Annotated in this window: 10 protein-coding genes; 3 read left to right on the forward strand and 7 right to left on the reverse strand. The window is 71.1% G+C overall.

Going from position 1 to position 11,081, the window contains the following annotated elements:
- Positions 1–101: 101 nt before the first annotated feature.
- Positions 102–1,223 (forward strand): glycerate kinase, encoded by a 1,122-nt coding sequence (locus tag NJE57_RS13470; protein WP_319028963.1) that lies wholly within the window; start codon positions 102–104, stop codon positions 1,221–1,223.
- Between the two features lie 31 nt (positions 1,224–1,254).
- Here the strand turns inward: NJE57_RS13470 and NJE57_RS13475 are convergent, their stop codons facing one another.
- Positions 1,255–2,085 (reverse strand): acyl-[acyl-carrier-protein] thioesterase, encoded by an 831-nt coding sequence (locus tag NJE57_RS13475; protein ID WP_319028965.1) that lies wholly within the window; start codon positions 2,083–2,085, stop codon positions 1,255–1,257.
- Between the two features lie 263 nt (positions 2,086–2,348).
- Here NJE57_RS13475 and NJE57_RS13480 point away from each other — a divergent pair, with 263 nt between their 5' ends.
- Positions 2,349–3,914, forward strand: a complete 1,566-nt coding sequence (locus NJE57_RS13480) for an FMN-binding glutamate synthase family protein (RefSeq protein ID WP_319028967.1) — start codon at positions 2,349–2,351, stop codon at positions 3,912–3,914.
- Positions 3,915–3,969: 55 nt separating this feature from the next.
- On the opposite strand, the gene NJE57_RS13485 is transcribed toward NJE57_RS13480, so the two are convergent.
- The 3 genes from NJE57_RS13485 to NJE57_RS13495 form a co-directional block, all read right to left on the reverse strand.
- Positions 3,970–4,599 (reverse strand): hypothetical protein, encoded by a 630-nt coding sequence (locus NJE57_RS13485; RefSeq protein ID WP_319028969.1) that lies wholly within the window; start codon positions 4,597–4,599, stop codon positions 3,970–3,972.
- A 78-nt stretch (positions 4,600–4,677) separates the two neighbouring features.
- Positions 4,678–5,241 (reverse strand): DUF779 domain-containing protein, encoded by a 564-nt coding sequence (locus NJE57_RS13490; protein ID WP_319028971.1) that lies wholly within the window; start codon positions 5,239–5,241, stop codon positions 4,678–4,680.
- Positions 5,242–5,273: 32 nt separating this feature from the next.
- A complete protein-coding gene (locus NJE57_RS13495) occupies positions 5,274–6,797 on the reverse strand; it encodes an aldehyde dehydrogenase family protein (RefSeq protein WP_319028972.1) in 1,524 nt (507 codons plus the stop codon).
- Between the two features lie 214 nt (positions 6,798–7,011).
- Between NJE57_RS13495 and mftM the strand changes: the two genes are divergently transcribed.
- A complete protein-coding gene (gene mftM / locus NJE57_RS13500) occupies positions 7,012–7,845 on the forward strand; it encodes a mycofactocin oligosaccharide methyltransferase MftM (RefSeq protein WP_319028973.1) in 834 nt (277 codons plus the stop codon).
- A 17-nt stretch (positions 7,846–7,862) separates the two neighbouring features.
- On the opposite strand, the gene NJE57_RS13505 is transcribed toward mftM, so the two are convergent.
- Genes NJE57_RS13505 through NJE57_RS13515 form a run of 3 tightly spaced genes read right to left on the reverse strand, consistent with a single transcriptional unit; the run spans position 7,863 to position 11,058 of the window.
- The gene (locus tag NJE57_RS13505; protein WP_319028975.1) at positions 7,863–8,534 is read right to left on the reverse strand and encodes a MadR family response regulator transcription factor; all 672 of its coding nucleotides are present in this window, start codon (positions 8,532–8,534) and stop codon (positions 7,863–7,865) included.
- Positions 8,531–9,898: a GAF domain-containing sensor histidine kinase gene (locus tag NJE57_RS13510; protein ID WP_319028976.1), complete on the reverse strand. Its 1,368-nt coding sequence runs from the start codon at positions 9,896–9,898 to the stop codon at positions 8,531–8,533. The genes NJE57_RS13505 and NJE57_RS13510 overlap by 4 nt, the downstream gene beginning before the upstream one ends.
- A complete protein-coding gene (locus tag NJE57_RS13515; RefSeq protein ID WP_319028977.1) occupies positions 9,895–11,058 on the reverse strand; it encodes an iron-containing alcohol dehydrogenase in 1,164 nt (387 codons plus the stop codon). Before NJE57_RS13515 ends, NJE57_RS13510 begins: the two co-directional genes overlap by 4 nt.
- Positions 11,059–11,081 lie beyond the last annotated feature (23 nt).

An 11,081-nucleotide genomic window follows, 5' to 3' on the forward strand; every position in this document is an offset into this window, starting at 1 on the left:
CCCCCCACCGGATGCGCCTTCCTTGCCCGGGGCCGTGACACTCCCCCGTCACGACCCCGGGCACGCGTGTGTCCGCGGACCCCATGGGGAATGATGCAGGGGTGACGATCGTCGTGGCCTGCGGGGCCTTCAAGGGCTCCCTCACCGCTATAGAGGCGTGCCATCACGCCGCCGAGGGTGCGCGCCGGGCGCACCCGGACACCGATGTGGTGGAACGCCCGGTGGCTGACGGGGGCGGCGGCAGCCTCGAGGTGATGGTCGCCGGTGGCGCCCGTCAGGTCCTCGTGACCGCCTCCGGCCCCACCGGGGAGACCGTCGAGACGTCCTTCGCCGCCATCGACCCCGACACCGCGTTCGTCGAGATGGCGGACGCCTGCGGGCTGCTGCGACTCCCCGACGGGCTGATGCGGCCCCTCCAGTCCTCCAGCCGAGGGGTGGGAGAGGTCATCCTGGCCGCGCTCCGCTCCGGCCGCGGGAACATCCACCTCGGCATCGGCGGCAGCGCGTCCACGGACGGCGGTACGGGGATGCTGTCCGCACTGGGCGCCCGTTTCCTGGACTCATCGGGCGCCGAGCTCCCCGACGGCGGCGGAGCACTGGTGAATCTCGACCGCGTCGATCTGGACGACCTCGACCCCGCCGTGCGCGCCTCCCGGATCCTCGTGGCCTGTGACGTCGACAACCCCCTGCTCGGCACGATGGGCGCCGCCCGCGTCTACGGACCGCAGAAGGGGGCGTCCCCCGAGCAGATCGAGGACCTCGAGGCGGGTCTGACCCGCCTGGTCGAGGTCCTGCGCGGCCAGGGGCTCGACGTGGACCCCGACGCACCGGGGTCCGGAGCGGCCGGGGGCGTCGGCTTCGCCGCACGCGAGCTGCTCGGAGCCTCTCTCGATCCGGGTTTCGAGGTGCTGGGCACCCTCACCGGCCTGGAGGACGTGGTCTCCGCCGCCGATCTGGTGGTGACCGGCGAGGGCCGGCTCGACGACCAGACCATGCACGGCAAGACCCCGATGGGCGTGGCCGCGCTGTGCCGGTCCCACGGGGTGCCCGTGGTGGCGGTGTGCGGCCGACTGGACCTGGAGGCCGACCGGGTGGCCGAGGCGGGTTTCGCGGCCGCCGCTGCGCTCACCGAGCGTGAACCGGACCTGGACAGGTCCATGGCCAACGCGGGCCCCCTGCTCGAGGACGTGGCCGCCGACGTCGTCTCGCGCATCCTGCCCTGACGGTCCCGGGCCCCCGCCTCCGCCGTCTCGACTACCCCGACCTCCGGGCGTCCGGCCACCTCGTGACGGTGGCAGCGGCCGCCACGTGGTCGTCCACGGACATCCACATCTGCAGTCGGTCTGCGGACCGCCTCCGTCGGACCGTCATCGTCGAACCCGGCGCCACGGGGCGGAAGTACTCGATCACGGCGCGGTGGCGGTGACGTAGCAGGTCGGGGTGGTGCAGGAGCTCGTCTTCCACGGCGTCGAAGTAGGCGGCGTTGTTGAGGTGCTGCAGCGGGTCGAAGTCCGTGCTGCGCAGGACGTGGGGCCGGTCTCCCGGCTGATCCAGGTCCGGGAGGTCGTCCGGCCGGGCCGTGGTCATGGCGGCCCAGCGCAGTCGGTGCGTGTCCGTGGTGGAGGCGAGGGTGGCGATACCGTCGTCACTGATGCGGGAGGGAACGCCGTGGGCGTTGACGTTGATCCAGAACGCCTCGGTCTCCACCAGCCCGTCAGGTCGCGCCTCGGAATCGGCGGGGCTTCTCCCGTGCTCCGCGGTCAACCGCACACGCATGTTGGCCCAGCGCGTGGACAACCCCGAGCACCAGCGCTGTTGGTGCACGGTGGCCGGCCAGGAGATCGGTTCGATCACGTCGATCACAGTCCGCCGCACGATCCAGTACGGGTCGGTCCGAGCATGGCCGGCGGCCTCCAGATCATCGCCCGCCGTGTCCTGGAGGTAGCGGGCGATGCTGTCCAGCCGCAGCCTGCGCTGGGGATCGACGTCGCCCGTCCGCACCGTGCGGGAGGTGGAGTAGCCCGATTCGGTCGACGGAGGCGGGGGCAGTGGCGGCAGATCGGGGCCCTGTTCCACGTCGCTCATCGGGGTGGCTCCTCTCGCTTGGCCGACACGTACGGCTCCGGGGGCCGGTGGCCCCCGCTTCCCGGTCTCCCGCGACAGTGGGGCCATACCGTGGGGCCTGACCGTGGGGCCACTGTAGACCGGCGATCCCGCCGTGTACGCGCGACACCGCTGCGCCCGGCCCGCGACGACCCTGGGCCCACCGGTGTGGCCTGACCGGCCCACGGACCCGCGAGGCGCCGGGTGGGCCATGATGGGGGCACCGACAGAAACTGGAGGTCGACATGCGCAAATGGCTCCTCGGCGCCCCCGCCGCCGCCCTGGCCGCCGTCGCGGCCGCGGACCTGCGGCAGACCAGATACCCGATCCTTCGGACGTTCCCCGTCCTGGGCCACGCGCGGATGGCGCTGACCGCGATCGGTCCGGAACTGCGCCAGTACATCGTGGCGAGCAACGACGAGGAGCGCCCGTTCACCCGGGACCAGCGGGACTGGATCTACGAGTCCGCCGAGGGACGGGCCACCACGTTCAGCTTCGGCACGGACAACGACGTGGAGTTCCTCCAGGGATACCCCGTGGTCAAGCAGCACACCTTCACCGGTGTCTCCGTCTCCGCGAACGCCCACTCGGGCGAGCAGCTGCCCCTGCCGCCGGCCAAGGTCCTGGGCGCCGCCCGCGGCCGGGCCCGCGCGTTCCGTCCGGAGTCCCTCGTCGCGATCTCCGGGATGAGCTACGGCGCACTGTCGGGCCCGGCGGTGGAGGCGCTCAACCGGGGTGCCGCGCTCGCCGGGGCGCTGCACAACACGGGGGAAGGGGGCCTGAGCTCCCACCACCAGAAGGGCAGCGACCTGATCTTCCAGATCGGCACCGCCTACTTCGGGGTCCGCGACGCCCAGGGCCGGTTCGACATCGACAAGCTCGTCGCCCTCACCGAGAACCACCCGATCCGGGCGATCGAGATCAAGCTCAGCCAGGGCGCCAAACCCGGGCTCGGCGGACTGTTGCCCGGGGCCAAGGTCACCGAGGAGATCGCGCAGATCCGCGGCATCCCCGCCGGGAGGGACTGCGCCAGCCCCTCGCGGCACACCGCGTTCGGCGACGTCGACTCCATGCTGGACCTGGTCGAGGAGATCGCCGATCGCACCGGACTGCCCGTGGGCATCAAGTCAGCGGTCGGCGAGATGGGGTTCTGGGAGGACCTGGCCGCCGCCATGGTCCCGCGGGAGCGCGGCGTCGACTTCATCACCATCGACGGCGGGGAGGGCGGGACCGGCGCCGCACCTCTGGTCTTCACCGACGCCGTCTCGTTGCCGTTCCGGCTGGGCTTCCCGCGGGTCTACCGGGTGTTCGCCGAGGCCGGGCTCACCGACGACGTGGTCTTCATCGGCTCCGGCAAACTGGGTATCCCCGAGAACGCGGTGGTCGCCTTCGCCCTGGGCGTGGACATGATCTCCGTGGCCCGCGAGGCCATGCTCTCGATCGGCTGCATCCAGGCTCAGAAGTGCCACACCGACCGCTGCCCGACCGGGGTCGCCACGCAGAACCCCTGGTTGATCCGCGGCGTCGATCCCACGGACAAGGCCGCGCGCTGCCACGGCTACCTGCGCTCGCTCAAGCGGGAGCTCATCAAGGTCTCGGGTGCCGTCGGTGTCCCCCACCCGTCTCTGATCGGCCCGCAGGACGTGGAGCTCGTCACGGGCACCCGCGAGTCGGCGACGCTGGCCGAGGTCTACGGCTACCACCACGACTGGGGCCTGCCCGGGGAGGCCGACGTCCGCCGGATCACCGAGATCATGGTCGCGGCCGGCCTCGCCGAGCACACCGCCGCCTCCATGCCGCCCGGCGTCTGATCCCCCGCAGGCGCCCTCGCCCCGTCCCCGCGTCCGCCCATCCGGGGCGCGGCGCCTACCCCGCCGCGCCGGCCCTGAGCAGACCCAGCTCGCGGTTGAGGTTGGCGTGCGCCTGCTTCTCCCACATGTCCCGGCCGGCGCGGGTCAGATACACCGACTTCCGCTCGAGCAGACCCTCCAGCGCGACGATCCGCCCGGCCACGAACCGCTCCCCCGGCACGTGCGCGAACTCGTGGCGCACGTCCGCGGCGTAGGTGTCGTAGGTCTCCGGGTCCGATCCCAGCACCGCGAGGTCGGCATCCGAGAGGACCGCTCCGTTGAGGTCCCCCACCTCGACCCGGTGCCCGCCCATGAGCCGGACCAGGCGCGCCACCTCCTCCACGGGGGCGGACGGATCGAGGACCCTCTCGCAGAACACCGCCGACCGCTCGTTGTTCTCCGACTCCGTGGGATCGAAGACCGCGGCGTGCAGCCACGCCGCCAGACGGACCTCGGTGGCGTCGAACGCCTCGCCGTCCGCCTCGAGCGCATCGACGGCCCTGAGCACCGCCCGCAGGTGCGTCTCGTTGTGGTATCGACGCTGCGGCTCGTTCCACCGTTCGAGCAGGTCGGACCGCAGTGCGGGGGTGAGGAACCCGACCTCGACGTCGATGGGGTCGACTGCTGCCGCTCGGTCCGTGTCCATGCGGGCGATGCTACCGCCGCACCCCGTCTCATCTGCGCGAATCACCAACTGCGGCACCAGGACCGGCCCCCGCCGCACCTACTCCTCGAGGTCCGCCCCCGTCCGCGGCGGGAACTGCTCGAGCGCCTCGAGTTCCTGCGGACCGAACGTCCGGGCGCGGGACAGGAACCGCGTGCCGGTGGGGTTCTCGAGACTGAACCCCGACCCTCTGCCCGGGACCGCGTCCACCACGAGCTGCGTGTGTTTCCAGGTCTCGAACTGTGAGCCCGAGATCCACACGCGCACCCGGGTCGACGACGACGAGGAGGGCGTGCGCTCCTCGTCGTCGTCACCCGGTGGTTCGGACCGGTCCGGTCCTGGCGGGTCGGCCGGGCTCAGATCCAGCTCCCCCACCAACACGTCGCGCTGTCCCACCCGGAACTCCCCGTCCGGGTAGCACATGGGCGCGGACCCGTCGCAGCACCCGCCGGACTGGTGGAACATCACCGGCCCGTGCCGGCCGACGAGCTCGCGGATCAGCCGCGCCGCGGGCTCGGTGGCCACGACACGTGGCGGGAGGTCGGCCGGGGCCCCCTCCGGCGGGACGGCCCGCGCCGCGATGGGCACGCTCCCGCCCGAGGGGAGCCCGCAGACGTCATCCATGACCGGTCCTTCCTCTACTGGTCCGCCGCGGCTCAGAAGAAGCCCTGGGGCTTGCCCGAGTAGCTCACCAGCAGGCACTTGGTCTGCTGGTAGTGGTCGAGCATCATGCGGTGGTTCTCGCGCCCGATGCCGGACTGCTTGTAGCCACCGAACGCCGCGTGGGCCGGGTACTGGTGATAGGTGTTGGTCCACACCCGGCCGGCCTGGATCGTGCGGCCGGCCCGGTAGGCGGTGGTGCCGTTGCGCGACCACACGCCGGCGCCGAGGCCGTACAGCGTGTCGTTGGCGATGGTCATGGCGTCGTCGAAGTCGGTGAACGAGCTCAAGGAGAGCACCGGCCCGAAGATCTCCTCCTGGAACAACCGCATCTTGTTATGGCCACGGAACACCGTCGGCTGCACGTAGAAGCCGCCCGCGAGATCGCCCTCGAGCTCCGCGCGCCCGCCACCGGTGAGGACGTCCGCGCCCTCCTGCTTGCCGATGTCGATGTAGGACAGGATCTTCTCCAGCTGGTCGCCCGAGGCCTGCGCACCCAGCATGGTGTCGGTGTCCAGCGGGTTGCCCTGGGTGATCTTGTTGGTGCGCTCGATCGCGAGCTCGGAGAACTCGTCGAACACCGACTTCTGCACCAGCGCGCGGGAGGGGCAGGTGCAGACCTCGCCCTGGTTGAGGCCGAACATCGCGAAGCCCTCGAGCGCGGCCTGCCGGAAGTCGTCGTCGGCGTCCATGACGTCCTCGAAGAAGATGTTGGGGCTCTTGCCACCCAACTCGAGGGTCACGGGGATGAGGTTCTCCGAGGCGTACTGCATGATCAGACGCCCGGTGGTGGTCTCGCCGGTGAAGGCGACCTTGCGGATCCGCGGGTTGGAGGCCAGGGGCTTGCCCGCCTCGGTACCGAAGCCGTTGACCACGTTGAGCACGCCGGGCGGGATGAGGTCGCCGATCACCGACATGAGGAACAGGATCGACGCCGGGGTCTGCTCGGCCGGCTTGAGTACCACGCAGTTGCCGGCGGCCAGTGCCGGGGCGAGCTTCCACACCGCCATGAGGACCGGGAAGTTCCACGGGATGATCTGGCCGACGACGCCCAGTGGCTCGTGGAAGTGGTAGGCGACCGTGTCCTCGTCGATCTGCGAGATCCCGCCCTCCTGTGCACGGATGCACCCGGCGAAGTAACGGAAGTGGTCGATCGCCAGCGGGATGTCGGCCGCCAGGCACTCGCGGATCGGCTTGCCGTTGTCCCACGACTCGGCAAGGGCGATGGCCTCGAGGTTCTCCTCCATGCGGTCGGCGATCCGGAGCAGGACCAGCGAGCGCTCCGCGGCGGAGGTGGCGTTCCAGGCCGGTGCGGCGGCCCACGCGGCGTCCAGGGCCGCCTCGATGTCCCCGGACGTGCCGCGGCCGACCTCGCAGAAGACCTGACCGGTGATCGGGGTGACGTTCTCGAAGTACTCGCCCTTGACGGGTGCCACCCACTCGCCGCCGATGTAGTGCTCGTAGCGGCTCTCGTAGGACATCACCGAACCATCGGCGCCGGGCTGTGCGAAAACGGGCATCGTGCCCCTCCTTCTCATCCGCGCGACCCCCGTGGTCGTCGCTGTGATGTAGAACACTAAGTGCGGCAGGGTTGCAGCAACGTTGCACGCCGGGAAGCGCCGACACGTCTCGGGCGTGGACTGCCCGACCGGACAGGGCCATACCCGTTCGACCTGCCAGAAGTCACCGGATCCGGTCGCCGTGGCCGGTTCGGTCGCTCTACCGTCAGCCCCCATGAAGACCACCGCGACACCCGGGGCGACCCGAGAGATCTCCGCGATCCGGGGCGGACCGGGCCGACGCTTCGGGGCGTTCACCGTCGTGGCCGACGCCTGTCGGGTACGGATCGGGCACGACCTCGACCACGACGAGGTGAGCGAGGCGGTGATCCCGTCGTTGTCCCGCGACCTGCTCGACACCGGGGTCCTCCACACCGTCGACGAGTTCCACGGGGCCGTGACCGCGCTCGTGACCTCCCGGGGCGGGAGCTGGCAGGAGTGCTGGTCCGACTACTACCGGTCCTCGATCGCAGCACTGGCCGACGGCCACTGCCCGTTCTCCCCGGTCCACGACCGGGCGGTGGCGGAGTTGGTCGGCGACTCGGCGCTGGAGGTCGGGTGTTGCTTCGGGTTCCTGTCCCTGCGGCTCGCCCGCGAGGGTGCCAGAACCATCGCCGTGGACCTCGACCCCGCCGTCCTCGGGTTGCTCCGGACCTGCGCACCCGTCGGCGCCACCCTGCCCACCCCCGTCTGCCTCGACGCGCGGACGACCCCCTTGGCCACGGAGGTCGCGGACACCGTCTACCTCGTCCACGTCCTCGAACACCTCGACGAGGACGGCGGCTGGGACATGATCCGCGACGCGCTCCGTCTGGCGCGGCGACGCCTGGTGATCGCCGTCCCCTTCGAGGCTGTCGCGGTGGCACAGTACGGCCATGTCCGGACCTTCGACCTCCCCACGTTGACGGCACTCGCCGACCGGATCGAGACGGTCGGCCACCGCCGGTCGGCCGGCATCCGGACGAGGGTCGACGAACACCACGGGGGATGGCTCGTGGTGGACAGATGAGGGCGGGTCGGTGATGGTCAGAGCAACCCCTGCCGACTGGCCACGTACACCGCCTCGGCACGCCGTGAGACCTTGAGCTTGCGCAGGATGTTGCTGATGTGGAACTTGGCAGTGGTGGCCGAGATGAACAGGGCCTGACCGATCTCCTTGTTCGACATCCCCTCCGCCAGCAGCGTCAGGACCTCGATCTCCCGGGCCGACAGGGCCTCGGACGTCGAGCCCCCGCCCTTGAGAGCGTCGAGCACCATCGACGCGGTCCGGGTGTCGAAGGCGCTCTGCCCCGCCGACACCGACCGGACGGCGGTCACCAGCTCGGTGACGTCCACGTTCTTGACCACGTACCCACGTGCTCCGGCCCGGACCGCACGCACGACTATCGCCTTGTCGAGGAAGGTCGTGAGCACCAGCGGGGCGACGTCGGGGAACAGGTCCCGGACCGCTGCGCAGACCCGCAGCCCGTCGAGTTCGGAGCCGCTCCCGAGTTTGAGGTCGATCACCGCGACGTCCGGGCGGGTCGAGGTGATGACCTCCAGCGCCGCGTCCGCGGTCGACGCCTCACCCACCACTTCGATATCGGGTTCCCGCTGCAGCATCAGCCGCAGTCCTTCGCGGAGGACGGCGTGATCGTCCACCAGAACCGTGCGGATCGTCGCCGGCGGGGTCATGGGGCCGGTCGCCGCCGGGGTCATCGGGCCGGCCGCCGGTCCGCGCCGTCGACGCGGGGCGCCACCACCGTGATCGCCACCCCGCCCAGCTCGGACTCCGCGATGCGCAGCACGCCCCCCACCAGTTCCGCCCTCTCCCTCATGTTGACCAGCCCGTGGCGCTCGTCGGGGGACCCGGTCCGGGCTCCCTCGAGCAGGTAGCGCAGGTCCTCCGGCCGGCCCTCGCCGTCGTCCTCCACGGTCAGGCCCACGGCCTCGTCACTGAAGTCCAGGGTCACCGCCACACCGTCCCCCCGCGAGTGCCTGGCGGCGTTCGAGAGCGCCTCACCGGCGATCCGGAGCAACTCGTGCTCGATCTCGTGGGTCGTGGGGAACTCGCTGCCGAGGACCCTGACCTCGGTGGACATGCTCGACGGGACGTGGAGACGGCAGAGATCCTCGATCAGCCGACTCAGACGCCCGTCCCCGTCGTCGATCGTGCGGAGGGCGTAGATCACCGACCGCAACTGTTCGACCGCCTGGTCGGTCAGGTGGACCGCCTTCTCGAGCAGCGGCCGCTGCTGCTCGGCCTGTCCCACCGCGTCGAGTCCGAGTTGGAGATGCATCCCCGCGCCGAGGACGAGCTGGGACACGCTGTCGTGGAGTTCCCGGGCCATCCGCGACCGTTCCACGTCGAGGATCCGCTGGCGATGCGCGGCGTCGAGTTCCCGGTGGGCGATCTCGAGTTCGGAGTTCCGCCGGGACAGCTCCACCACATGTCCCCGGGCCTCCTCGTACGCCTCCTCAGCGCGCGCGAGCAGCGTCTCCTTGTCCCGGAACAATACGGAGTTGTGCAGGGCCACGGCCGCCTGCGCGGCGAGGATCCGCAGGACCACGGTGTCGATGTCGTCGGCCGGCCTCCCGGGATGGCGCCAGGACGCCAAACCGCCGATCACCCCGCCGTGCAGGATCAGCGGCACGGTCACCGCGTCGGGACCACCGGCCTCGGCGACCTCGGCGGAGCGGCCGCCCCGGAGCACCGCGAGGAGGACGTTGACCACCCCCTTGGGCAGACCGTCCGGCACCGGCGCGAGATCCCGGCCCTCGAATGCGACGAACCGCCCCTCGGGGTCCACGAGGACGTGCCGTGGTTCGACGGACGGGAGCTGACCGTCCCGGAGGGCCACCAGCGCCCACTGGGCGTCGAGCTGGTCGTACGCGACCCTGAGGACGGACAGCATCAACTCCTCGGGTCCCTCGGCGGTCCGCACCAGCGCCCCGGAGACGCGATCGAGTGCGTGCATGGACCGTCGCAGTCGCGATTCGGCCGCGCGGTACTGGTCGAAGAAGCTCCTCTTGACCGACCGCAGGCCGAGGAGGGAGTCCAGGTCCGTGGGCCCCTCGGTCATGACGCCTCCCGATAGAGTCGTTCGACGTCCTCGAGGGTGACGGGACGCGGATTCGTGGCCATGCAGAGATCGTCGAGCGCGTGCGCGGCCAACGTGGGGATGTCCTCGCCCCGGACTCCCAGAAGCGACAGTCCCGACGGGATCCCGACCGACCCGGAGAGGTCCCGGAAGCGGTCCGCGACCCGGTCCGTCACCCGGCCGCCCCGGGAACCGACGGTGACGCCGGCCGCGCGAGCCAGGTCCGCCATGCGGTCCGGAGGCATCACCACCCCGTTGTGTCGGACGACATGGGACAGCAGGACCCCGTTGATCTGGCCGTGTGACGAGTCGTACCGCCCGCCCACCGGGTGGCTCATCGCGTGGACCGCGCCGAGGACCGCGTTGCTGAACGCCATCCCCGCCTCGAGCGACGCCAGCGCCATGTCCTCCAACTGCACGTGACTGTGTCTCTCGCCGGCCGCGAGCCTGTCGAGCGACCGCGCGCACAGCGTCACCGCCCGGAGAGCGTGGGAGTCCGTCAGCGGGCCCGCCGCGCGCGAGAAGTACGCCTCCACCCCGTGCGAGAGCACGTCGATCGCGGTCGCCGCCCCCACGTCCGCGGGGACGGTCGCATGGGTGCTCGGGTCGATGACGGTCACGTCCGGCACCAGCGACCGACTCACGATGGTCACCTTCGTCCTGCGATCCGAGTCGTTGACCACGCAGAACTGGGAGACGTCGGCCCCACTGCCGGCCGTCGTCGGCACGGCCACCACCGGGGGCAGCGGCAGCCGGACCCGGTCGACCCCCTCGTACTCGAGGACGTGCCCGCCGTTGGAGACGACGAGCGCGACCCCTTTGGCGGCGTCGATCACCGAACCCCCGCCCACCGCCACGATCACGTCGCACCCCGAGGAGTGATAGGTCTGGGCGCCCTCGAGGATCTGGGACGCGCGCGGGTTGGGGCGGACATCGGACCACACGACCGGCTCGGCACCCTGAGCCCTCAGCGCCTCGACGACCGTGCCCGGCCACGGGGTGAGTTCGAGCCACGGGTCGGTGACGACGAGGGGGCGACGTGCGCCCAACCCCATGGCGGCGGTCGCGGCCTCGGGCAGGGCTCCGAAGCCGAAGAGGATCTCCGGCGCGTGGAACTTCGCCACCCGGCCTTCCGACGACATGACCACACGATAGGCCCGGGGCA

This window comes from Dietzia sp. PP-33 (assembly GCF_033790845.1).
In the GTDB taxonomy this organism is placed as follows: Bacteria; Actinomycetota; Actinomycetes; order Mycobacteriales; family Mycobacteriaceae; genus Dietzia.

Excerpts from the sequence above, each read along its gene's own strand:
- NJE57_RS13475 (WP_319028965.1), bottom strand. The coding sequence starts at position 2,085 with ATGAGCGACGTGGAACAGGGCCCCGATCTGCCGCCACTGCCCCCGCCT.
- NJE57_RS13480 (WP_319028967.1), top strand. The coding sequence starts at position 2,349 with ATGCGCAAATGGCTCCTCGGCGCCCCCGCCGCCGCCCTGGCCGCCGTC.
- NJE57_RS13485 (WP_319028969.1), bottom strand. The coding sequence starts at position 4,599 with ATGGACACGGACCGAGCGGCAGCAGTCGACCCCATCGACGTCGAGGTC.
- NJE57_RS13490 (WP_319028971.1), bottom strand. The coding sequence starts at position 5,241 with ATGGATGACGTCTGCGGGCTCCCCTCGGGCGGGAGCGTGCCCATCGCG.
- NJE57_RS13495 (WP_319028972.1), bottom strand. The coding sequence starts at position 6,797 with ATGCCCGTTTTCGCACAGCCCGGCGCCGATGGTTCGGTGATGTCCTAC.
- mftM (WP_319028973.1), top strand. The coding sequence starts at position 7,012 with ATGAAGACCACCGCGACACCCGGGGCGACCCGAGAGATCTCCGCGATC.
- NJE57_RS13505 (WP_319028975.1), bottom strand. The coding sequence starts at position 8,534 with ATGACCCCGGCGGCGACCGGCCCCATGACCCCGCCGGCGACGATCCGC.
- NJE57_RS13510 (WP_319028976.1), bottom strand. The coding sequence starts at position 9,898 with ATGACCGAGGGGCCCACGGACCTGGACTCCCTCCTCGGCCTGCGGTCG.
- NJE57_RS13515 (WP_319028977.1), bottom strand. The coding sequence starts at position 11,058 with ATGTCGTCGGAAGGCCGGGTGGCGAAGTTCCACGCGCCGGAGATCCTC.